Annotated in this window: 22 protein-coding genes; 6 read left to right on the top strand and 16 right to left on the bottom strand. The window is 37.4% G+C overall.

Going from position 1 to position 23449, the window contains the following annotated elements; genetic code table 11:
* Positions 1-190 precede the first annotated feature (190 nt).
* On the top strand, positions 191-1600 hold the full coding sequence (locus CD152_RS10535) for an amino acid permease (protein ID WP_103214766.1): 1410 nt from the start codon (positions 191-193) through the stop codon (positions 1598-1600).
* 88 nt (positions 1601-1688) lie between these two features.
* Here CD152_RS10535 and pyk read toward each other — a convergent pair whose 3' ends face one another.
* The 7 genes from pyk to CD152_RS10500 all read right to left on the bottom strand — a co-directional run bounded on the left by pyk (position 1689) and on the right by CD152_RS10500 (position 11047).
* Positions 1689-3449, bottom strand: coding sequence for a pyruvate kinase (gene pyk / locus CD152_RS10530; RefSeq protein WP_103214765.1), 1761 nt, complete (start codon positions 3447-3449; stop codon positions 1689-1691).
* Positions 3450-3489: 40 nt separating this feature from the next.
* The gene (gene pfkA / locus CD152_RS10525; protein WP_012657270.1) at positions 3490-4449 is read right to left on the bottom strand and encodes a 6-phosphofructokinase; all 960 of its coding nucleotides are present in this window, start codon (positions 4447-4449) and stop codon (positions 3490-3492) included.
* Between the two features lie 179 nt (positions 4450-4628).
* Complete coding sequence (locus tag CD152_RS10520; protein WP_041636448.1) at positions 4629-5570, bottom strand: acetyl-CoA carboxylase carboxyl transferase subunit alpha; 942 nt, start codon at positions 5568-5570, stop codon at positions 4629-4631.
* A gap of 2 nt (positions 5571-5572) precedes the next feature.
* Positions 5573-6430, bottom strand: coding sequence for an acetyl-CoA carboxylase, carboxyltransferase subunit beta (gene accD / locus CD152_RS10515; protein ID WP_041636450.1), 858 nt, complete (start codon positions 6428-6430; stop codon positions 5573-5575).
* Positions 6431-6434: 4 nt separating this feature from the next.
* A complete protein-coding gene (locus tag CD152_RS10510; RefSeq protein ID WP_232237449.1) occupies positions 6435-6869 on the bottom strand; it encodes a FadR/GntR family transcriptional regulator in 435 nt (144 codons plus the stop codon).
* 77 nt (positions 6870-6946) lie between these two features.
* Entirely contained in the window at positions 6947-10093 is a 3147-nt protein-coding gene (locus tag CD152_RS10505) for a DNA polymerase III subunit alpha (protein ID WP_103214764.1), read from the bottom strand.
* Between the two features lie 9 nt (positions 10094-10102).
* Entirely contained in the window at positions 10103-11047 is a 945-nt protein-coding gene (locus CD152_RS10500; RefSeq protein ID WP_103214763.1) for a DHH family phosphoesterase, read from the bottom strand.
* Between the two features lie 66 nt (positions 11048-11113).
* Here CD152_RS10500 and CD152_RS10495 point away from each other — a divergent pair, with 66 nt between their 5' ends.
* Positions 11114-11464, top strand: a complete 351-nt coding sequence (locus CD152_RS10495) for a YtpI family protein (protein WP_012657276.1) — start codon at positions 11114-11116, stop codon at positions 11462-11464.
* Positions 11465-11513: 49 nt separating this feature from the next.
* Here CD152_RS10495 and CD152_RS10490 read toward each other — a convergent pair whose 3' ends face one another.
* Both CD152_RS10490 and CD152_RS10485 read right to left on the bottom strand, forming a co-directional pair.
* Positions 11514-12815, bottom strand: coding sequence for a DRTGG domain-containing protein (locus CD152_RS10490; RefSeq protein ID WP_103214762.1), 1302 nt, complete (start codon positions 12813-12815; stop codon positions 11514-11516).
* 28 nt (positions 12816-12843) lie between these two features.
* On the bottom strand, positions 12844-13524 hold the full coding sequence (locus tag CD152_RS10485; protein WP_101031247.1) for a metal-dependent hydrolase: 681 nt from the start codon (positions 13522-13524) through the stop codon (positions 12844-12846).
* A gap of 132 nt (positions 13525-13656) precedes the next feature.
* Here CD152_RS10485 and CD152_RS10480 point away from each other — a divergent pair, with 132 nt between their 5' ends.
* Positions 13657-14724 carry a M24 family metallopeptidase gene (locus CD152_RS10480; protein WP_101140207.1) on the top strand — a complete coding sequence of 356 codons (1068 nt, stop codon included), beginning with the start codon at positions 13657-13659 and terminating at the stop codon, positions 14722-14724.
* Positions 14721-15341, top strand: coding sequence for a copper homeostasis protein CutC (locus CD152_RS10475; RefSeq protein WP_101031243.1), 621 nt, complete (start codon positions 14721-14723; stop codon positions 15339-15341). Before CD152_RS10480 ends, CD152_RS10475 begins: the two co-directional genes overlap by 4 nt.
* A gap of 89 nt (positions 15342-15430) precedes the next feature.
* On the opposite strand, the gene ald is transcribed toward CD152_RS10475, so the two are convergent.
* The gene (ald, locus tag CD152_RS10470) at positions 15431-16546 is read right to left on the bottom strand and encodes an alanine dehydrogenase (protein ID WP_103214761.1); all 1116 of its coding nucleotides are present in this window, start codon (positions 16544-16546) and stop codon (positions 15431-15433) included.
* Between the two features lie 180 nt (positions 16547-16726).
* Between ald and CD152_RS10465 the strand changes: the two genes are divergently transcribed.
* The gene (locus tag CD152_RS10465; RefSeq protein WP_012657282.1) at positions 16727-17227 is read left to right on the top strand and encodes a universal stress protein; all 501 of its coding nucleotides are present in this window, start codon (positions 16727-16729) and stop codon (positions 17225-17227) included.
* A gap of 87 nt (positions 17228-17314) precedes the next feature.
* Here CD152_RS10465 and CD152_RS10460 read toward each other — a convergent pair whose 3' ends face one another.
* The 5 genes from CD152_RS10460 to sppA form a co-directional block, all read right to left on the bottom strand.
* Positions 17315-18511 carry an acetate kinase gene (locus CD152_RS10460; RefSeq protein ID WP_012657283.1) on the bottom strand — a complete coding sequence of 399 codons (1197 nt, stop codon included), beginning with the start codon at positions 18509-18511 and terminating at the stop codon, positions 17315-17317.
* A gap of 72 nt (positions 18512-18583) precedes the next feature.
* The gene (locus CD152_RS10455; protein ID WP_041636454.1) at positions 18584-19507 is read right to left on the bottom strand and encodes a class I SAM-dependent methyltransferase; all 924 of its coding nucleotides are present in this window, start codon (positions 19505-19507) and stop codon (positions 18584-18586) included.
* A gap of 58 nt (positions 19508-19565) precedes the next feature.
* Complete coding sequence (gene tpx, locus CD152_RS10450; protein ID WP_012657285.1) at positions 19566-20063, bottom strand: thiol peroxidase; 498 nt, start codon at positions 20061-20063, stop codon at positions 19566-19568.
* 73 nt (positions 20064-20136) lie between these two features.
* On the bottom strand, positions 20137-20700 hold the full coding sequence (locus tag CD152_RS10445; protein ID WP_101143255.1) for an RDD family protein: 564 nt from the start codon (positions 20698-20700) through the stop codon (positions 20137-20139).
* A 9-nt stretch (positions 20701-20709) separates the two neighbouring features.
* On the bottom strand, positions 20710-21711 hold the full coding sequence (gene sppA, locus CD152_RS10440; RefSeq protein WP_101143254.1) for a signal peptide peptidase SppA: 1002 nt from the start codon (positions 21709-21711) through the stop codon (positions 20710-20712).
* Positions 21712-21799: 88 nt separating this feature from the next.
* Between sppA and CD152_RS10435 the strand changes: the two genes are divergently transcribed.
* Positions 21800-22606 carry an NAD kinase gene (locus tag CD152_RS10435; protein WP_103214760.1) on the top strand — a complete coding sequence of 269 codons (807 nt, stop codon included), beginning with the start codon at positions 21800-21802 and terminating at the stop codon, positions 22604-22606.
* Between the two features lie 71 nt (positions 22607-22677).
* On the opposite strand, the gene CD152_RS10430 is transcribed toward CD152_RS10435, so the two are convergent.
* On the bottom strand, positions 22678-23448 hold the full coding sequence (locus CD152_RS10430; RefSeq protein WP_103214759.1) for a sulfite exporter TauE/SafE family protein: 771 nt from the start codon (positions 23446-23448) through the stop codon (positions 22678-22680).
* Position 23449 lies beyond the last annotated feature (1 nt).

Here is a 23449-nt window from a genome sequence, read left to right as displayed (position 1 = left end):
TATGCCCAATGTAACGGCTTTCACACTTCATATTATAGCTAATTGTCTTTATTTTGTGAATGATTATGAATTATAGTAGTTTATTATTGAGCGTGATAAGTTTTAGTTATAACTATATTTTAAAATATAGTTTGAGTTTTTCGATAATTCATAACATAATAGAAAAATACTAAGGAAAGAAGGTAAAAATGTGAATACTCAGTTAAATAACAACAGTAACAATGATTTACAACGCGCGCTCTCAAACAGACATATTCAGCTTATTGCAATTGGTGGAGCTATAGGTACTGGACTATTTTTAGGAGCTGGGAAATCTATCAATTTTGCAGGACCTTCAATATTGCTGACATACCTCGTCATAGGGTTGTTCTTATTCTTATTTATGCGAGGGCTTGGTGAATTATTATTATCCAATACGAATTATCATTCCTTTACTGATATTGCAAGAGATTATCTTGGAGATTTCATGGGGTATGTTACAGGTTGGACATATTGGTTCTGCTGGATTGTGACTGGGATGGCAGAAGTGACTGCCGTTGCGAAGTACGTTCAGTTTTGGTGGCCGGACTTCCCGACATGGGCATCTTCTTTAATCTGTATCGTTGTGCTGATGGGGTTGAACTTACTTACAGCAAAGCTCTTTGGAGAACTTGAATTCTGGTTTGCTATCATTAAAGTAGTTACAATCATCGCGCTTATACTTGTTGGTGTTATCCTAATTGTAATTGGATTTGAAACGAAGTTTGGACATGCATCACTTACTAATCTATGGTCACATAACGGTATTTTTCCGAATGGTATGAATGGTTTTCTGCTAAGTTTCCAGATGGCAATATTTAGTTTCGTGGGAATTGAGCTTATCGGTGTTACAGCAGGAGAAGCACAAGATCCAGAGAAAACATTACCTCGTGCAATAGATAGTGTACCTATTCGTATCGTTTTATTTTATATCGGCTCATTAATCATCATCATGAGTGTTACACCGTGGGATAAAATCGATCCAAACGAAAGTCCATTCGTTAAGTTCTTTGGACTGATTGGTATTGGATTTGCAGCAAGTTTAATCAATTTTGTCGTTATAACTTCTGCATCATCATCTTGTAACAGTGGTATATTCTCAAACAGCCATATGCTATTCGGATTAAGTAAAAACTTCTCAAAAGGAGATAACAGTTTCTTTCAAAGAACGAATAGAGCTGGCGTACCAGCGAATGCAGTTGTGTTCTCAAGTGTACTGCTGTTAATCTCCGTATTATTGAACTATATTATTCCGAATGCAAATGCGGTATTTACACTCGTAACTACAGTTGCTACTGTATTCTTTATCGTTGTATGGTCAATTATTATGTTCGCTTATTTGAAGTATTTAAAAACACGACCAGAACTTCATGAACATAGTACCTATAAAATGCCTGGCGGCAAAATAGCAGCCTACATTGTACTTGCATTCTTTGCCTTTGTATTCATGCTCTTATTTATAGCAGAAGATACACGTTTAGGATTATTCGTTTCACCATTATGGTTTATTCTATTAGCAGTTATGTATTATGTACAGGGTGGATTTAAGAAAGACAACTTCGAAAAACATAATTATAGATAAAGAAATTATCAAGGGCATTTAGCTTCAAGTATATTCAAAAAAATTTATAGAAATCAAAAATAAGGATGAGCAAATGCTCATCCTTATTTTAGTTTACTTTTGCGTGTCCGATATATACTTTATTATGCTGTGCATCTACTGTTACAAGTGTTCCATTTTCTAATGTATTCATCACATCCTGGACACCTACAATTGTCGGTTTACCGAGATTAAGCCCAACTACTGCCGCATGTGATGTTAATCCACCTTCTTCAGTTACAATCGCAACTGCCTGTTCAAGATAAGGTACCATATCTGCATCTGTCTGTGGTGACACCACAACTTTATCCGTCATATCAACACCTTGTAGTTCTTCTGCACTATTTGCTTTAATGACCTTTCCATGTGCCGCAGTTCTACCTATACCAGTCCCTGCTGCGATCACATCACCAATGAGATGAATCTTCATTAAGTTCGTAGTTCCTGCTTCACCAGTTGGGATACCTGCTGTAATAATGATTAGATCTCCATTTTCAACAGTTCCTACTTCAATTGCTGCCTGTACAGACTTATCTAATAATTCATCAGTTGTAGATTTACCCGTCTTCACTACAGGTATTACTCCCCATACTAATGAAAGATGTCTCGCTGTTTCTTCATAAGGTGTTACTGCGATAATATGTGCATGTGGACGATATTTAGAAATTGTCTGTGCTGTTGTACCACTTTCAGTTGCAGCAACAATCGTCTGTACGTCTAAATTTAAAGCAGTATGTGCTACAGAGACACCAATCGCATTTACCATAGATGGCTGATTTAATTTTGTGCGGTCTGAAAGCATACGTTTATAATCTTGTGCTTCTTCTGCAGCAAATGCAATATTGTGCATCGTCTTAACCGATTCTTCCGGATATAATCCTGCAGCCGTTTCACCTGATAACATTACTGCGTCACTTCCATCATAGATGGCGTTGGCCACATCACTTGCTTCTGCACGTGTACAGCGTGGGTTACGTTGCATAGAATCGAGCATTTGTGTGGCAGTGATTACAGGTTTTCCGAGAATGTTACACTTCTGAATCAATTCCTTTTGTACTAGTGGTACTTGCTCAGCTGGTATTTCTACCCCCATATCTCCACGTGCAATCATCAGTCCATCAGAAACTTCCAGAATCTGATCGATATTCTCTATCCCTTCTTCATTTTCAATTTTAGGGATAATATGAATAAAGTCACATTGATTTTTCTCTAATATTTCACGAATTTCTAATACATCACTCGCACGACGTACAAATGATGCCGCAATGAAGTCTACTTTCTGTTCGATACCGAATAGAATATCTGCAGCATCTTTATCTGTAATTCCAGGCAAGTTTACTTTAACACCAGGTAAGTTTACACCTTTTTTGTTCTTTAGTTCACCTGCATTGATAACGTCACATACAATCTTACCTTCGTCATGCAGAATATCCTTTACTCTAAGCTCGATTAATCCATCATCTAATAAAATTGTAGATCCTATGTGAATATCATTGATTAATTCAGGATACGTTACCGAGAACTCTGCAGAAGTGCCCAATACTTGTTCCATACTGACTGTAATAGTTGAACCTTTAACAAGTTCAATCTTATCATTTTCCATATTATGTGTTCTAATTTCAGGACCTTTCGTATCAAGCAAGATTGCTACCGTCTTATTTAAACGTTGCGCGACAGAGCGAATTGTCTTGATACGAGCCTTATGTTCCTCGTGTGAACCATGCGAGAAATTAAGGCGAGCAACGTTCATACCTGCATTCATCAATTTCTCTAACATTTCAGGAGATTCTGAAGCCGGTCCGATTGTACATACTATTTTAGTTTTTCTCATTTTATGAGCCTCCATTATATTTGTTACGACGCTTATTGAATTATATCGATAATTCATTAGATAATTCATACATCTTCTCATCTAAATGATGGACAGATGTGAAGATGTCTTCAAACTTAGTCTTAGATAAACTATTATTCTGAATACCAACTGCCAGACCAGTTTCATCATTCATCAGTAGTTCTACAGCGTAACCACCAAGACGACTTGCAAGCACTCTATCCATTCCAGAAGGCGAGCCTCCACGCTGCATATGACCAAGTACCGATATACGAGTATCAACATTAATATATTTCTTTAGTTCCTGACCACATTCTTCACCGGTCATAACGCCTTCAGCAACAACGATGATAGAATGTTTTTTGCCACGTTCGATCCCTTGTTGAATTTTATCTGCAATGACCTTGACATCTTTACGATGCTCCGGACATAATACTGTCTCAGCACCTCCTGCAAGACCAGACCACAGTGCTAGGTCTCCCGCATCTCTACCCATTACTTCTACGATGAATGTACGTTCATGACTCGACGCCGTATCTCTAATCTTATCAATTGCTTCTACAATCGTATTTAAAGCCGTATCAAATCCTATTGTAAAGTCTGTGCCATTAATATCATTATCAATCGTTCCTGGTATACCGATTGTCTTAATGCCTTCTTCATTCAGTCTTTGAGCGCCACGATAACTTCCATCGCCACCAATAACCACCAGACCTTCAATGCCAAGATTATTTAAATTGGCAATCGCCTGCTTGCGTACTTCTGGATCTTTAAATTCTGGACAACGTGCCGATTGCAGAAATGTCCCCCCACGCTGTATCTTATCCCCTACAGTGCCACGTTCCATCTTCTTGATATTATTATTGATTAATCCTTGATACCCTTGATATACGCCATAAACTTCTATGTCGTAATACATTGCTTTACGCACAACAGCACGAACAGCAGCATTCATTCCAGGTGCATCGCCACCACTCGTTAACACAGCTATCTTTTTCATATCAATTCCTCACTTTGTGTATTCTTTATCTTTAAATTAACACATTACTTTCACATTATCCATCAATATCACATCTTCGTAACAATGAAAACGTTTTAAAAAAACATTCAAAAAAACGTCGCCAATTTATTATTTAGACAACGTTTTCAACTACCTTTTCATATTATATTTATATCTTTTTATTTGATTTCACCGATTGCTCTAAACTTATCATAGCGTTGTTGCACAATATCCTCTGCAGAGCGTTGTGAAAGTTCATGAATAAATGGGGTTAATGCTTTACTGATCAACTGACTTTGTTGCGCAATATTTCGATGTGCACCCCCAGGTATTTCATGAATCACTTCATCTACGACACCAAGTTCAAGCAAGTCAGGTGCAGTAATCTTCATCGTTTCTGCCGACAACTGGGCAAGTGTACTATCTTTCCACAGTAACGCTGCCGCACCTTCTGGAGAAATGACGGAATACGTTGCGTTTTCTAACATTAACAATGTATTACATACACCTAAACCAAGCGCTCCACCACTTCCACCTTCCCCGATGACAATCGAGATAACCGGTACTTTAAGTGCAGCCATCTCTACTAGATTACGTGCAATCGACTCACTCTGCCCACGTTCTTCAGCTGCTTTACCAGGATATGCTCCTTTCGTATCGATAAAACATATAATCGGACGGTTGAACTTTTCAGCTTGCTTCATCAACCGCATCGCTTTACGATAACCTTCTGGGTGAGCCATGCCGAAGTTTCTGTATATATTATCTTTCGTCTCTTTTCCTCTCTGGTGACCAATGACAGTAACTGGGCGGCCTTGGAAAGAAGCAATACCTCCGACGATTGCAGGATCGTCTCTAAAGTTCCTGTCTCCATGGAATTCCATAAATTCATCAAATAGATGTGCGATATAATCTAACGTTGTCGGTCTTTCACCTAAACGTGCAATCTGGACTCTTTGCCAAGGGGACAGATCGGCATAGATTGATTTAAACAGGCTTTCTTTCTTTGCCTTCAGTAATTCTACCTCATGTGTCAAATCAACATCGGATGCTTTCATATATTGCTCTATATCTTGAATTTTCTTTTCGATATCTCTAATGGGTTGTTCAAAATCCAGCACCATTAATTTTCACCCCTTTGATGTAATTTCAAGATTGTAGTAAGAACCTCTTTCATCTCTTTACGATGCACAACTTTATCAAGCTGTCCATGGTCCAGTAGAAATTCAGCAGTCTGGAAATCATCAGGTAGCTTCTCATTGATCGTCTGTTCGATGATACGTCGTCCTGCAAATCCAATCAAACTTTCTGGTTCAGCAAGATTAATATCTCCGACAGATGCAAAACTTGCAGATACACCGCCTGTCGTAGGATGTGTCATAAATGCAATATATAATAATCCTGTTTCACGATGTCGGTTCAAAGCCACGCTTACTTTAGCCATTTGCATCAGTGATAGTATTCCTTCCTGCATTCTCGCACCACCACTTGCTGTAAAGATAATAAAAGGCATCTGCTGTTTTGTCGCATATTCAATTGCACGTGTAATCTTCTCTCCAACTACCGTTCCCATAGAACCCATACGAAATCTTGAATCCATTACAGCGATTCCCGTCTTATAACCATTGATTGTACCCCACCCAGTTACGACCGCTTCATCAATCTCCGTCTTCGCTCTATCTTTCTCTATTTTCTCTTCATAATTGGGAAAGTTAAGCGGGTTGACCGGTTCAACATGTTTATCCAGTTCCTTAAAGGTACCTTTATCCATCAAAGCATCGATGCGGTCATAAGCGTTCATCGCCATGTGATGATCACAGTTAAAACAAACATTTAGATTTTCCTGTAACTCTTTTGTATACATAATTTTTTGACATTTTGGACATTTCGCCATTATACCTTCAGGTACTTCTGTATCTGTCATATTTTTAACGGTTACATATTTTTTCTTTTTATTTTTTTTAAAGATATCCTTAAACATATGCTCACGCCTTTTCATCATAAGTCGCTTCATAGCGCTTTAATAATTTCCAAACTCTAAACATGATTGTGTTGCTTGTATTGATACATTCTTCAATCGTTTTATTCTCTTCAAATGTTATACTGCTTTCAATCATATGTATAAAATCCTTTATTTCACCTGTTTGTGCCCTTGATGTAATCAAATATCCGCCTATCAGCTCGAAGAACTGGTTATTATCCATATCGGATAAATAAGTTCCTTCGCCCCGTCTCGTCTCGATAACACCAAGAATCTCAAGTGCGCGTAATGCTTCTCTTATGCTTGAGCGACTGATATTCAGTAACTCGCTCAAATGTCTTTCAGATGGAAGTTTATCACCAGACTTCAATCCATCATTCTTTATCATGCGGTCGATTTCATCTAAAACATGATTAAAACCTTTATGCGGGGTATTCACAGTTGCACCTCCAAAAAAATCCTTAGTGGTCTGACCACTAAGGATTAATATATCATATGTTTAATCTTTAATAAAGTTTATATTATACGAATATCTTCAGGGTTGAAATATTCAACCAGTTCTTTAATTTTATCTTTGGACACTGTGCCAATTACATGCTGGGCACGATCAAAATAGATGAGCTGTATCTCCCCTTCATCTAGAATGATGCTCTCTGGTAACGGTTCGCGTATATATATAAATCGAGCTTCCTCGTATATTCTGTTCATAAATGATTCGACAGTTTCAATCGTTTCAGCGATATAGTTATCTTTCCCTCGGTTACTATCAAATTTCCCATTGATCACAATCATTTGGTGAGATTGAATCACTGTCTCAAACTTATGATAGGTATCCGGAAAACATACGATATCAATATTATCTGTACCATCAAAGCCTTTGATAAATGCCATCGGTTGACCTTTCTTTGTTCTAATCCTTCTCACTTCATCAATGAATATCAGCATATAATGCTGATTCAGTCGTTGCGCAATCTTGTATAATGGCAGATATTGAAGTGCTTTAAAGCGTGATTCCACCGGATGATTCGTTAAATAAAAGCCAAGATATGCTTTTTCATATTCTGCTTTTTTCATATCTGACATTTCTTCGTGAATGATATAATCTTTCTTCTTATTTAAACCAAGCGACTCTAGAAAGCTTTCTTCTCCTTCATTTGTCCTTTCAACATCGATTATCATATCAAGCGATGCAAGTAATGTTGCGCGCGTGTGTCCAAAAGAATCAAAACAGCCCGCATAGATTAGAGCTTCTAATAAAGGTTTACTAGCAATTCGTGAGGGGATACGCGCACAGAAGTCATAGATATCTTTAAATGAACCTTGTTTTCTTGCATCAATAATATCCTGAACACTTTTGTAGCCGAGTCCTTTAATGACACCTAGAGCGTTTAATATACCGTCCTTATATGTACGATAATACCAATGTGCCTTATTGATATCGGCAGCATATATCGGTATACCACGTTTCTTGACTTCATCGATAATCTCTTTAGTCTTGTGCTCACTGCCGATTTGATTACTCAGTATAGCTGTATAGAAGATATTTGGATAATGCACTTTCAGGTATAACATATAGTAAGCGATTTTGGCATATGCAACTGCATGCGCTTTCGGAAACCCATAGTTCGCAAACTTCAGTATTAATTCATATATCGCTTCTGCGGTTTGTTTATCATAACCTTTATTGACGCTTCCTAGAATAAAATGTTCTTTTTCCGTCAGTAGCACCGACATGTCCTTCTTGCTCATGGCTCGCCTTAATATATCTGCTTCTCCATAACTGAATCCCGCAAATTGATTTGCAATCTGCATAATTTGTTCTTGATAAATGATGACACCGAATGTATCTTTCAATATCGCTTTTAGATCGTCATGAATATAATCAACAGATTGAACACCGTGCCTTCTTTCGATATAGACTGGAATCTGTTCCATAGGGCCTGGTCGATAAAGTGCCAGTACGGCAACAATGTCGTTGAAATGACTGGGTTTCAGATTACGTAGTACATTTCGAATACCATCCGATTCGAGCTGGAATATACCAGTGGTGTCCCCTTGTTCTAGTAGTGTATAGACTTTAGGGTCATCAAGCGGCAATGTATTCAGGTCAAGCTGCTGATTAAACTGTATCCTAACCTGATCCATCACATTACGTATGATTGACAGATTCCTTAGTCCTAAAAAATCGATTTTCAGTAAACCGATAGATTCAACTTCTGTCATCGTCCACTGCGTAAGTGACACTGAATCTCCTTCTATAATCGGCACGTAATCTGTCAGTAGCTGATCATGAATAATTACGCCAGCAGCATGTGTCGATGTGTTGCGCGGGAGTCCTTCGAGCGCATAAGCAATATCAAACCATTGCTTTCGACGATCATACTCATTGATGAACCCCATAAAATCCTCATCCATCTTCATATCATCAAGTGTGATACCGACACGTTTTGGAATCAAAGTGCTGATTTTCTTTAATTCGGCATCTGAAAACTGTAATATACGCCCTGTATCACGCATTACCGCACGTGCATTTAAATGTCCGAATGTAACGATACCACTGACATTATATTTACCATATTTGTCGACCGCATACTGAATCACCTGATCACGCTTCGTGTCTTCAAAATCAATATCAATATCTGGCATCGTCACACGTTCTGGGTTTAAGAACCGTTCAAAGAGCAGATTATATTGAACAGGATCTACCTCGGTGATTCCAAGCACATAGCTGATTAGTGAGCCGCCTGATGAACCACGACCCGGGCCGACAAGAATATCGTGTTCCTTTGCATACTGAATTAAATCACCGACAATCAGAAAGTAATCGGCATACCCCATCTGCGTTATAACATCATATTCATAACGTAGACGTTGCTCATAGCGTTCATCAAAGTGTGGTATCTCTCTCTTCTTTTCTTGTAGCAGCTTCATTAGATACGCGTCACTCGAATAACCTTCGACTGGAAATTTCGGCATAGTTGCATGATGCTTTGTAATGTCTACATTACATTGGTCCGCAATTTCGTGTGTGCGGTCTAAATACTCCTGTGGAATCTTTAAATCAATGAGTTGCACATCATCCTTCATATATGCTGTGCCCGCTTTGATTCGTACCATTTCTAATGGCAGCTTCTTATTCTCCTCTATCGCATTGAGTACTTCCAGATGCTGTACACCACTGGATTCCAGATAAAGTACATCTTCTATATATACTTTTTTTGCATCAAGAGAACTGTTATGGCAAATATAATACGATTCGATACCCTGTGTAAAATGTGATTCAGATTCCGTAATCGACTTGAAGATTACAATTATTCCAGATTGATATTGTGACAGCCATTTTAAAGGTGTGAGCTCTACCCCTTTAAGCTGTATTCTCGACGAAAGTTTAATCAGGTTCACATACCCTGTATTATTGCGTGCAAGACATACGGCACGTAGTTGTTTCAGTCCATCCGTCACACATATCTCCATTCCAATTATCGGTTTAATATCAGCAGCAATACATGCCTTATAAAATGATTGCACACCAAATAATACATTAAAGTCTGTCAAGGCAACTGCATGTTCTTTTAATTCTGTGACACGTGTCACTAACGCATCAATTTCAACTGTAGAATGCAAAAGATCATATGCCGAATGCACATTTAAATGAACAACCATCTGTTTCACCTACCCGTTTACAAGTTTCTTTAGTTCAGTTAACAACTGCTCGTATTCCGCTATGCTATATACAGAAGCACCGCTTGCCAATGGATGGCCTCCACCATTATATTTAGCAGCGAGCGTGTTAATAACAACGTCTTTACTTCTAAGTCTTACGCGAATATCATCGCCTTCGTCTACAGCATAAGCCCATGCTTTGATTCCTTTCATATCGGAAAAAGCATTGACAAATAACGAAGCCTCTGAAGCAGTAATATTAAAGGATTCGAGCACCTCCTTAGAAATGAAAATATTGCCGACTCCATTATCAAAGTCAAAGTTTTGCAGCACAAAACCTTGAAACTTCATACTTGAAGCCTCTCGTTGCTGCATTTGATTAATCATCTTCGTATGATCTATATCAAACTTAAGTAATTCTGCAGCAATTTCCATCGTTCGCGATGTTGTGTTATTAAAGAGAAACCTTCCAGTATCCCCAACAATCCCGATATAAAGACACTTTGCTACTGCGCGATCGATATAATCACTTCCATATCCTAGCGAAGTCAATATTTCATAGATGATTTCACTTGTTGACGATGCAGTCGTATCCACAATGTTAAGTTCTCCATACTGATCTTCAGGTGGATGATGATCGATTTTAATTATCTTATCACAAAGCATGTATCTACTATCATCAATACGCGGTGCATTCGCAGTATCCAGAACGAGCGCTAACGCACTTTCAAACTGTTTATCAGTTAGAGTATCCATGTCACCGATAAACTTTAAACTTTCAACTTCAGTACCAACCGCATATACACGTTTATTGGGATATAAACGCTTAATCGCATGTTTTAATCCTATTTGTGAACCTAATGCATCTGGATCCGGTCGGACATGTCTAAAAATAATAACTGTCTCGTAAGCATTGATTTCATTAATCAATGTATTTATTTCTTGTTTATTCATATATTCTCCTTTATTTACTAAAATTCATTTCGTTGATATAATCGATAAGACTGGAGGTTAATTCAAATGGAAGTTATTTTTCCCTATATTATATCAGCACTTGTTGCTGTTATGCTATTTTCATTTATATTTACTATATTTAATATCGCTAAATACTTCAGAACGGTGAAAGATGTTCGTCGCGCCTGGTATCGCGCTCGAGCACGTCAATGTTTCGCTATCTTTATGTTTGCCTTCGCTTTGAATCAGATGCTGTTATTCCCACAGTGGTTTACTTTTGTAGTATGCGCGATACTGATTGTCTTTGCAGTAGCCAACTATCAATATGCGATTAGAGCAAAGCATCATTTTGAGTCTCACTTTGCAGATGAAGACGCTGCTTGGGCTGAGCTTGAAAAGAAACAGCGCCAACGATAGCTTATTAATAACAAAACCCGTACGCATTTACACGTATGGGTTTTGTTATTTAATAGAAATGTTCGATCACCTGTATCGCACAAAGTGATTTGGCAACGATTTGATGGCGGACAGATAACGCCACCTCTACTTTCGCTGCCTTTCTACCAAGATCGAGCAACGTAAATGTCACATTCACTCCACTGTCCATCTGTACGGTCTTAACAAATATAATATCGATATTATCTATTAGAATATCGCCTTTAATATGTTTTTTCATTTCATGATTTATCGTCTCTTCTATAATCGCTAAATAGACAGATTTACTCAGCATACCAAACTGATTGGACATTTGAGGTGAAATTTTCACTGAAATTTCACCTTCTTTAAATGTCATCTTCTTAAGTACCTGGTCATTAATCGTATCACCAATATGAGGCTGACGATCGACAACCTGCATCGCCTTCAGCACATCTTCTCGCGATACGATTCCAAGTAGATTATTATATCTAGAAACAACCGGCAGCAGTTCAATGCTTTCCCAGATCATAATATGCGCACAGCTTGCGACAGTAGAATTTAAATTCACTGATACAGGATTTTTCGTCATCACCTTTTTAATCTTCTCGTTAGGGTTCTTTCCTAACACATCTTTACTTGTTACGATTCCACTCAATTTATTATTATCATCCAGTACAGGAAATCTCGTGTGCTTCGATGATTCTGAAAGATGATTCCATTCACTGACAGTATCGTTTTCTCTTAAATAGATTGTATCCTCTATCTTTATCAATATATCTTGTGCTGTGAGCACTTCCTTTTTGATTAGCTGATCATAGATTGCGCGATTGATCATATTTGCGACAGCAAACGTATCAAAATTAGAAGAGATGATGGGCAATTCTAAGTTATCTGCCATCTGCTTTACTTCCTCAGTAGTATCAAAACCACCTGTAACAAGTACAGCAGAGCCTTTTGACAAAGCAAGCTTCTGTACTTCTGAACGGTTACCGACAATAAGCAAAGTATTCTCACCGATATACTTCTCCACTTCGTTTAGTTCCATGGCACCAATTGCAAACCTGGTCAATGATTTATGCAGTCCCTCACGCCCACCAATAACATGGCCGTCAATAATATTGACAATTTCTGCAAACGTCAGATTATCTATTGCATTGCGCTTCTTCTTTTCGATACGAATCGTTCCAACGCGCTCAATGGTTGAAACGATACCATTATTCTCTGCTTCTTTAATTGCACGATATGCAGTACCTTCAGATACACGGAGTATCTTTGCAATTTGTCTTACGGATATCTTTGACCCCACGGGTAAATTGCTGATATGTTCTATAATTTGTTCATGTTTTGTCAATGTTCCACCTATTCTCTTACTTATTTAATTAAATTGAAACAGATTGACCGCTCTGCAATATTTTAACCTTCGTATGCACCTTATCAGCAAACGCATTCACATCAACTTCAATATACGGGAATGTGTTGTAATGAATTGGAACAGCAATAGCCGGCCTGATGAATTCATTAACAGCATAAGCTGCATCGTCAATTCCCATCGTAAAATTATCACCGATCGGAACAAAGCAGACATCAGCAGGGTGGCGCTCTGCGATTAATTTCATATCAGAGAATAATCCCGTGTCGCCACAATGATAAATGACTTTTTCTCCTAGTGTAAAGACAAGACCACAAGGCATACCTAAATAAATGATTTTACCCGCTTCAGTAATAGAATTACTATGGAATGCCTGCACATATTTCACCTTACCAAAATCAAATGCTACATTCCCTCCGATATTCATCGGATGTGTATTTTCAACACCTTTACCTGCTAAATAATCACAAAGTTCTGGTGTTCCGATTACTTTTGCTCCTGTGCGTTTTGCAATTGCTTCAGTATCTCCTAGATGATCTCCATGCCCATGTGTAAGTACAATATAATCTACTTCAACTGTTTCACTATCTAAGTCTGACAGTTTATTCCCATTAATAAAAGGATCTACAATGACTTTCTTTCCATTATGTTCGAATGTAATACAAGATTGACCGTGAAAAAAGATTTCCATTATAACACCTCTCTCCTATTGTTAACTTCTATTATACATTAATTAAAGTGTATTTAAAAAGCTGACATATGAAAATTGAATTCTCAATTAATTTAATTTACACTAGAAGTACTATGAAAAAGGAGCAATGATATGAAAAATCTAGAAAAATTGACAGCTTATATGACTGAACAGAATATTACACATGCTTTTATTACAACGCCAGAAAATATCAATTACTTCAGTGGCTTCCTTTCTGACCCCCACGAACGACTTACAGCTTTGTACGTAACACAGCACAAAGCATCATTGATCGTGCCCGCAATGGAAGTGAACGATGCGATAAACGCATCAAATTTAAATACAGTTGGCTATTCAGATACAGAAGATGCATTTCAAGTAGCGAAACGTCAGCTTGAAATACCGGATGGAGCTGTAATGTTTATCGAAGAGGAACATGTAACAGTAAAGCGCGAGAAAGCAATTCAGCTGCACTTCAAACCAAGTGCATTACAATCAATCGATCAGATTATTAAAGATATGCGAAATATTAAATCAGAAGATGAGATTGCTTTATTAAAACAAGCGGCACGCTACGCAGACCAAGCGGTTGAAACTGGAGTAGCAGCATTAAAAATCGGGATTACTGAAGCGGAAGTTGTGCAGATTATCGAAAGTGAAATGAAACGTATTGAAGGTATTTCTGATATGAGTTTCAGTACGATGGTACTGTTTGGTGATCACGCAGCAAGCCCACATGGCACACCTGGTGGAAGAACGTTGAATGAGGACGAATATGTACTCTTTGATCTTGGTGTTATATACAAAGGTTATTGTTCCGATATTACACGTACAGTAGCATTCGGTACACCTCCTCAGTTACATCAAGATATTCACAGTATCGTTACAGAAGCAAATAAACGTGCGATAGCACTTGTAAAGCCCGGCGTACCTGTTAAAGACATAGACGCAGCTGCACGTGATTATATCATCTCTAAAGGTTATGGAGACTATTTCCCACACCGCCTAGGTCACGGTCTTGGCATCAGTGTACATGAATTTCCAGATATCTCTTCATCAAATGAAAACACATTACAAACTGGTATGGTATTTACAATCGAACCGGGTATTTACTATCCTGAAACAGTTGGTGTTCGCGTTGAAGATGATATTCTAGTAACAGAAGATGGATACGAAGTACTCACGAGCTATGTAAAATGACCACATACAATGTCGTCGAAACTTTTCATGATCTATACGCAGCAGTGAATCATGGGGCAACACATATTGTTATTAATCAGACCGGGATGACAGCAAGTTACGGATTCGCAAAAATAGCGATAGAATACTGTCATCCCTTAAACGTCAGAGTATACGCCCTCATCAATCCATCTTTTCAAAGTTGTCATTATACTTTATTTGATGTCGAAATAATGCGGGAAGATATTAGGCAGTTGAACCGAATGGAGATAGATGGCTTTATATTCGGTGCACTGGACTCTGATAATGATCTTGATATCCCCGTGATGCAGACATTGATTCAAGCTGCTGAATCAACACCTGTGATCATGCATTCTCAATTTGATAAGATTCCGCTCCGTGCACAACTGAAAGCGATGGATGCATTAATTGAGATAAATGTATCAGCAATCATCACGCATGGAGATGTTTCTTACTTGAAACCTATCCTTGATAATACGTATCAGCTTGGTCGTCTGTTACGACATTCCAAAGGTGAGATTGAGATTATTCCGGAAGTAGCAGACAGTGATGAATTCACCGAACTTAAAAAATGGATTCCATTCCAGCATGCATATGGCAGAGAAATCTATCATTAATTTATATGTGTCAGTAGTCTGATAATCATGCTTAAAATTACAAAAATCGAGGCCCACATTAATATGCGGGCCTCGATTTTATTCTTTCATTAATTATTCAACAATGATTTTGCATCAAAGTATTCTAAACCTTGATCCTGCGCTACAGCTTGGAAAGTAACATGTCCATCAAGCGTATTGAAACCTTTTAGGATTGCTTCATTATCTAAAGCTGCTTGCTTATACCCTTTATTTGCAATCTGGATTGCATAAGGAATTGTTGCATTGGATAATGCCATCGTTGATGTACGTGGTACAGCACCTGGCATGTTCGCAACTGAATAATGCACAACATCATGTTTTACGAATGTTGGGTCATCATGCGTTGTAATACGGTCTGATGTTTCGAATATACCACCTTGGTCAATTGCAATATCAATGACTACTGAACCTGGGCTCATTGACTTGATCATTTCTTCAGTTACAAGTTTTGGAGCTTTCGCACCTGGAATTAATACTGCACCGATAACGAGATCACTTTCACGTACACTGTCAGCAATGTTTAATGGTGTAGACATTAAAGTCTGAACTTGATTTCCGAATAAATCATCTAACTGCTGTAAACGTACTGGACTTAAGTCTAAGATTGTAACTTCAGCACCTAGACCGACCGCCATTTTCGCAGCATTTGTTCCAGCTTGTCCTCCACCGATAATTGTTACACGACCTTTTTGAACACCTGGTACACCCGCTAATAAGATTCCTTTACCACCATGAATCTTCTGTAAGAACTGTGCACCGATCTGGGTTGCCATACGACCTGCAACCTCACTCATCGGAGATAATAATGGCAGCCCACCTGTCGGTAACTGAACTGTTTCATACGCTATCCCCACCACTTTATTATCTAATAAAGCTTTCGTTAATGCTGGTTCTGGAGCTAAATGTAAATATGTAAATAAAATTAGACCTTCTTTGAAATATTTAAATTCAGGCTCTAAAGGTTCTTTAACTTTCATTACCATATCTACATTCCATGCTTCTTCAACTGAACCAATGCGTGCGCCTACTTCGATGTAATCCTCATCTGTGAAGTAAGAACCAAGTCCTGCACCTTTTTCGACGATAACCTTATGTCCGTTATCAACTAATGCATGAACCCCACCTGGCGTTAAAGCAATACGATTCTCATTGTTTTTAATTTCTTTTGGAATACCTATTAACATGTCATACACTCCCCTTAATTTATCCTTACAAGAATATAGTAACATTTACAAATGAAAACGCAATCATTTGATTTGGTAAGAATATTCAGAATATATAAAATGTTTACAATTCTATTATTACATTCTAAACATTAGTGATATAATAAAAGTGTAATAAAGATCGTAAATGGAGGGATTTTTATGTTAGTGTATAAAAATATCTTAATCGCAGTCGATGGATCAAGTGAAGCGGAATGGGCCTTCAATAAAGCTGTGGAAGTTGCTAAGCGTAACAATGCAACATTATCGATTATCAATGTTATCGATACAAGAAGCTATGCAAGTGTCGAAGCTTATGACCGCTCTATTTCAGAACGCGCAACACAGTTTGCAGAGTCATTGCTTGATGGTTACAAAAGAGTAGCACAAAGCCGTGGTGTATCAAACGTCGATACTTTAATCGAATACGGTTCACCTAAGACGATTATTCCTAAGAAAATCGCACAAAAATTAGGAGCAGACTTAATCATGTGTGGTTCAACTGGACTTAATGCGGTTGAACGTTTCATTATTGGATCAGTATCAGAGGCCATCGTACGTCATGCAGAATGTGACGTATTAGTTGTCAGAACTGAAACAATGCCACATAACTTCCAGCCAGAAGTTGCTACAAAAGAACTGCTAGAAGAACATAAACAGTAGATAAAGCTGTTAGTTCATATCATTATCTATAAGATAATCTATTATTGTAAAAAAAGGTCGGAACAATAGTTCCGACCTTTTTTCATATTATTTTAAGTTACCGAAAGTCATCGTGTCACGTGCAATCATAACTTCTTCATCTGTTGGAATTACCATAACTTTAACTGGTGAATGTGGATAGTTGATAAATGCTTCTTTTCCACGAAGACCCGCATTTAGTTTTGGATCCCAGTAAACGCCCATGAATTCTAATCCTTCTAATACACGTGCACGCACGATATCAGAGTTTTCACCAACACCTGCAGTGAATACGATTGCATCGAGACCTTTCATACGTGTTGCATATGACCCGATGTATTTATGGATACGACTAGCAAATACATCTAATGCTAAGATGGCACGTTCGTCACCTTCTTCAGCTTTTTGTTCGATATCACGTAAGTCACTAGAAATTCCTGAAATTCCTAGTAATCCAGATTCTTTATTTAATACATTGATAACTTCTTGAGCTGTCTTACCAGTCTTCTCCATTAAGAACGGAATAATTGCAGGATCAAGGTTACCTGAACGTGTTCCCATTGTAACTCCAGCAAGTGGTGTGAATCCCATAGATGTATCTACAGATTTACCACCTTCTACTGCAGCAATTGAAGCTCCATTACCGATATGGCAAGTAATGATACGTAATTGTTCAATAGGACGATCTAATAATTCTGCAGCACGTTCTGCTACGAATTTATGGCTTGTACCATGTGCACCATATTTACGAATACCATAATCTTGATAATATTTGTAAGGTAAGCTATAAAGAAATGCTTCTTCAGGCATTGTTGTATGGAATGAAGTATCAAAGATTGCTACGTGCGGAATATTTGGTAGCATCTTACGGAATGCACGGATACCCATTAAGTTTGCAGGGTTGTGTAATGGTGCTAATTCACATAATTCTTCAATTTGCTTTTCTACTTCATCCGTTACAAGCGCACTTGTTTCAAAGATGTCTCCACCTTGTACGACACGGTGACCTGTACCATCTAAATCATTAATGTCTTGGATGATACCATGTTTTTTCATTTCATCAAGCATCATATCAACCGCTTGCTCATGATTTTTAATATCTAAAGTTTGAGTGATCTTCTCACCATTGACTGAAATTGTAAAGATTGAATTCGGTAATCCAATTCTTTCTACTAATCCTTTAGTCAATACTTTCTCTTCAGGCATTTCAAATAACTGAAATTTTAAAGATGAACTACCTGCATTAATTGCCATAATTTTTTTCATGGTCTTCCTCCTAAGTAATTGAATACTTATATTTAATCATTAATACAGATTATTATCAAGAATAATACAGAATTATTTGTTACGATTTTCTGAATGCCACACTTCTAATTCATCTATAAATGATTTCATATTTCTTTCATCTTTGAAATCGGGAATATTTGCGAGTAAAACTTCAACTGTTTTGGATTTCGAACCATCTTTTCGTTCTAATACGAGCAAGCTTTTTCGACGTGCTTCAGTCTTGAACAAACTCGAAGGGAAATTCAAAAAGGCTTGCATTATTGTTTCTGTAGCAACAAATTTTTGTAACTGTTCCACATTGTCACCTTCAAAGAGTTGGGTTGGAACAATTAAAAATGCGAGACCTCCTGGCTTTAGGCTATTTATCGCCTGTTCAATTAATAAATGATGACTAAAACTATGTCCTTCTTTAAATCCAAGTTTCATTTCATGACTTCTTATATCATTCGGGTAGTAGCCTACTGGAAAGTCACCAGTAACAACATCGAAATCGCCTTCTGGTAATGGCATAATTGCATCTTGAGGAAAGACATCAAAGGGTATCTCTAAAAAGTTTGCTAAATGTACGCTGAGTCTTGATAATACAGGATCAACTTCTACAAGTACGTGGTCAAAAGTCTTGCCTGGATTTTGTTCGTGTATTGTAGCTGAGAGATGTCCTGTACCACTCGTAAGATCTAATATCTTAACCTGTTCATCTTGAACAAACAAATTCATTACATACGCAGTCATATATCCAATACTATCTGGTGTCATCTGATGATTCGGCTGTATCATCTCTTCTTTCAATAAGCTTAGATAACTGAACTGGAAAGCCTTTCTACGATCGATACTCGTACTTCTTTCAAGCAGATCTCTTTGATTGATATAAATATCTTCGAGACTTAATCCTAAATTCTCAATAAAACTATGTCCATTTTCTTTTTGGAGTGCTTTCGCCTTACTATCAATAACCTTAAATAATTCTTCTATCATATATGATCCTTTCAAATAAAAACTGCCCCAAGTCAAGGGCAGTAGTTAATACGTGTAATTAAATTGATTTTAACGCTTCAATTGCTTTATCATAATCTGGGTGATCCGTACCTTCTGGGACAACTTCAGTATAGACTACTTCATTTGCATCGTTGAGAACAAATACCGAACGCGCAAGTAAACGTAAGTCTTCCATTACGACACCATAGTTCGTACCAAATGATAGGTCTTTATGGTCACTTAAAGTAATGACGTTCTCTAATCCTTCTGCGGCACACCATTTTGCCTGAGCAAATGGTAAATCTACAGAGATAGTTAAAACAACAGCATTATCAATGCCTGCTGCTTCTTCATTAAATTTACGTGTTTGTGTACTACATACACCTGTATCAATAGATGGAACAACGCTGATTAATTTCTTCTTACCTTCGTAATCGGCTAATGTTCTTACCGTTAGATCATTTGCTAATACGGAAAAATCCGGAGCTGCCGTCCCAACTGTGACAGGCTCGCCTGATAATTTCATTGGATTGTTTTTAAATGTAACTTGTGCCATTATGATACCTCCTAAATTGTTTTACACTATTAATTTAACATGTTTATAAGAGAAAACGAATTAATTTGACTGATTAAATTCTGATTTCTTGCTTCACAAGCTTTTCTCTTAATAACGCACTCTCTTCCTTAACAACGAGTGTATCGCTTAACAGATCGTGTATACCACGCTTATTTGGATTGAATAGTATAACGAGATAAAGTAAATAAGCGAAGAAGTTAGAAATATATCGTCCAAAGAATTCTCGGGTAATAACCGTTCCTATAGAAAGTTTGCGGCCATCTTCATGAACTACTTTTAATTTTAAGATTATCTTACCAAGCGTTGCATTAAAGAAATACGTAAGTAAAATAAAATAGCCAAAGTAGATTAATGCACTAAGTACATTATAGACCGAAAAGAGCGGTGTCATAATATATATATCACTTAAACCGTATGATGCATCAAATGGATTTAATACAATATTTTTAATCGAACCAATAACGATTAAATCAATGATAAACGCTACAAAACGAATACCAAATCCAGCTTCTGTCGCATGAATTAACTGCTGTGTAAGTTTATCATTCACATTATGCGAATTCACTGGAACAGCTAAGTCACTTTCAATATGTTGCTCATATTTTTCTTCATACATTACATCCACCTACTCCCCATACAAGTACATTGGTTGAATGCCTTGACGTTTACTCAATAATTCTTTAATTGCAGCTACATCATTCTTGCCCATTAAGTGACCTACAAAAGAATCTGCTGCAAAGAATTTAGAATTGAAGAAGTCATCTGGCTCTGAAAATTCAATGACTTCAGCGTTTTTCGCTTTAATTTCTTTCTTCAGTGCATTCATCGCATCTGCCTCAGTGCCTATCTCATCTACAAGATCCAACTTTTGTGCTTGTTGACCCGAATAGATTCTACCATCAGCAATTTTCTTCACTTGAGCTTTATCCATATGCCTTCCATTACTAATGACATTTACAAAACCTTCATAACTTTCATCGACAAACTTTTGCAAGATTGCACGTTCTGTTTCATCCATCTCTTTTGTAGGGCTCATAATGTCTTTATGTGGTCCACTCTTAATCGTGTTGAATTTAACCCCGTACTTATCTGCAAGCTCTTTATAATTCATAGATTGCATAATTACACCTAATGACCCCGTCAATGTTTCTTTAGAAGCATAAATTTTATCAGCTGGTGCTGAAATATAATAACCTCCGGAAGCTGCCGTATTTTTCATTGTTACATAAACTTTTTTACCTGCTTCTTTGACCGCTTCAATCTTATCATGAATTTCTGCACTCTCATAAACACCACCACCCGGTGAATTCACAACTAACATCAACGCTTTAATATCACCGTTGTCTTTCACCTCATCTAATGAATCCAGTATCAGCTGGTGGTTATAACTTTCACCTGAGAAAGGCGAAGGCGTCCCAGTATCCATAATTGTTCCGTCTATTTCAATACGTGCAATTTGATTTGTCGCGTCGCTGCCATCTACAGTAGATGAAGCAAGCCCTTCTTCGTCCAGTCCCTTCATGCTTGAAGCGAAATCTGTAGATAACACATTTGTGAAGAAGCTTAATGTAGACCCAACAATAAATAATCCTAAAGCCAATAATATTGCTATCACTCTTTTACTCATCGTATCTTCCTTTCAAATATAATATTTAGACCTTATAATACATAGTATCAGAAATATCTATCAGTGAACAACAAGGAGTGGTAAAAAAATGGTAAAAAGAAATAAAATTTACTTTTTTGCAAACGGTGAACCCGCTGGATTGAACTCTAAAGCACAAATTGAAACGTTAATTCAACATTATGACTTTGAAGTAACTGATAATCATCAAACTGCAAATATCATCGCTTCTATCGGTGGTGATGGGGAATTTCTCCAAGCAGTCCGTAAAACAAAGTTTCGTCAAGATGTGATATATGTTGGCATTGCGACAGATAATAAGAAACACTTCTATACTGATTTCCATATTGATGTTCCCGAACTATTAGATAAAGCTTTAAATAACGAGGATGATTTAATCGAAGTACGCAAATATCCTTTGTTAGATGTAAATATTAATAACGAGATGCATTACCTATGTCTAAATGATTTCTATATTAAATCTTCAATTATTAAATCGATGTCTTTAGACGTCTTAATCGATGATCAGAAATTCGAGACCTTCCGAGGGGATGGGATGCTGATTTCTACACCGACCGGGTCAACTGGATATAGCAAATCACTGGATGGTGCCATTATCGATCCGCTTACACGTTGCTTCCAGATGACTGAAATCGCATCTTTCAACAACAACAACTACAGAACTATTGGTAATGCGATTATTTTAGATGAAGGACGTAAACTTTCTTTAATACTAGATAAATTAGAAGATTATTATCCTATAATGGGACTAGATAACGAGGCATTATCCATACAGAATACAGATACAATCGATATTACATTAAGTAAAAAGATCATTAAAACAGTTAAAGTTAAAGAAAACTCATTCTGGAATAAAGTTGAGCGAACATTTCTATAAGATATAAAGAACTGCACAGCGTATAACTACGATGTGCAGTTCTTTATATTTGAATATGTATAATCACCAAACTATTTCACAAGATAATTCTGAACGTAGTCTACAATGTTTTTACCGATCAATAGCACCGTCACTACGATAAAAAGTACACGTACATATGATACACCGTGCTTAAGCGCAAACTGACTACCAGCATAGCTCCCTGCTACCATCGAGGCTCCCATGCTCAGCCCATACATATAATTCACTTGTCCGAGTGCCATAAATAAGAGCAGAGCCCCTAAGTTGCTCGCAAAGTTTAGAAACTTTGCGTTACCTGCTGCTCTCAAGAAATCAAAACCGATGATGAGTAAGGTGAACAGCAGAAAACTGCCTGTTCCTCCCCCAAAAAATCCATCGTAGAGGCCGATAAATGTAATCGCAAAAATGAATAATGCTGACTTTTTCTTATCTAATTTCTTATAGGTCGAAATGCTTCCCCAGTCCTTCTTAAATAACGTATACACTAGCACTAGACTCAGACAGACGATCGCAATAGGCTTCAAATATTCAGGCGGCATCTTCGTAGCAATAAATGCACCGAGAATCGAACCGAAAAATGATAACGGAAATAATTTACCTACAATATTTAAATCCACTTTCTTCGAACGTAAAAAAGACAATGTCGATGTAAATGACCCAAATGAAGAAGCAAGCTTATTCGTTCCGAGCGCGATGGATGGCGGCATACCAGTTGCAAGCAGAGCGGGAATACTGATGAGTCCGCCACCTCCAACAACTGAATCTATAAATGCCGCTAAAAATCCGAAAAATATTAGTATAAGTAAAATATTTAAATCCATA

This window comes from Macrococcoides caseolyticum (genome assembly GCF_002902665.1).
Lineage (GTDB): Bacteria > Bacillota > Bacilli > Staphylococcales > Staphylococcaceae > Macrococcoides > Macrococcoides caseolyticum.
This window is presented reverse-complemented; position numbering and strand designations above follow the sequence as displayed.

Excerpts from the sequence above, each read along its gene's own strand:
- pyk (WP_103214765.1), bottom strand. The coding sequence starts at position 3,449 with ATGAGAAAAACTAAAATAGTATGTACAATCGGACCGGCTTCAGAATCT.
- pfkA (WP_012657270.1), bottom strand. The coding sequence starts at position 4,449 with ATGAAAAAGATAGCTGTGTTAACGAGTGGTGGCGATGCACCTGGAATG.
- accD (WP_041636450.1), bottom strand. The coding sequence starts at position 6,430 with ATGTTTAAGGATATCTTTAAAAAAAATAAAAAGAAAAAATATGTAACC.
- CD152_RS10505 (WP_103214764.1), bottom strand. The coding sequence starts at position 10,093 with ATGGTTGTTCATTTAAATGTGCATTCGGCATATGATCTTTTGCATTCT.
- CD152_RS10500 (WP_103214763.1), bottom strand. The coding sequence starts at position 11,047 with ATGAATAAACAAGAAATAAATACATTGATTAATGAAATCAATGCTTAC.
- CD152_RS10495 (WP_012657276.1), top strand. The coding sequence starts at position 11,114 with ATGGAAGTTATTTTTCCCTATATTATATCAGCACTTGTTGCTGTTATG.
- CD152_RS10485 (WP_101031247.1), bottom strand. The coding sequence starts at position 13,524 with ATGGAAATCTTTTTTCACGGTCAATCTTGTATTACATTCGAACATAAT.
- CD152_RS10480 (WP_101140207.1), top strand. The coding sequence starts at position 13,657 with ATGAAAAATCTAGAAAAATTGACAGCTTATATGACTGAACAGAATATT.
- CD152_RS10475 (WP_101031243.1), top strand. The coding sequence starts at position 14,721 with ATGACCACATACAATGTCGTCGAAACTTTTCATGATCTATACGCAGCA.
- ald (WP_103214761.1), bottom strand. The coding sequence starts at position 16,546 with ATGTTAATAGGTATTCCAAAAGAAATTAAAAACAATGAGAATCGTATT.
- CD152_RS10465 (WP_012657282.1), top strand. The coding sequence starts at position 16,727 with ATGTTAGTGTATAAAAATATCTTAATCGCAGTCGATGGATCAAGTGAA.
- CD152_RS10460 (WP_012657283.1), bottom strand. The coding sequence starts at position 18,511 with ATGAAAAAAATTATGGCAATTAATGCAGGTAGTTCATCTTTAAAATTT.
- CD152_RS10455 (WP_041636454.1), bottom strand. The coding sequence starts at position 19,507 with ATGATAGAAGAATTATTTAAGGTTATTGATAGTAAGGCGAAAGCACTC.
- tpx (WP_012657285.1), bottom strand. The coding sequence starts at position 20,063 with ATGGCACAAGTTACATTTAAAAACAATCCAATGAAATTATCAGGCGAG.
- CD152_RS10445 (WP_101143255.1), bottom strand. The coding sequence starts at position 20,700 with ATGTATGAAGAAAAATATGAGCAACATATTGAAAGTGACTTAGCTGTT.
- sppA (WP_101143254.1), bottom strand. The coding sequence starts at position 21,711 with ATGAGTAAAAGAGTGATAGCAATATTATTGGCTTTAGGATTATTTATT.
- CD152_RS10435 (WP_103214760.1), top strand. The coding sequence starts at position 21,800 with ATGGTAAAAAGAAATAAAATTTACTTTTTTGCAAACGGTGAACCCGCT.
- CD152_RS10430 (WP_103214759.1), bottom strand. The coding sequence starts at position 23,448 with ATGGATTTAAATATTTTACTTATACTAATATTTTTCGGATTTTTAGCG.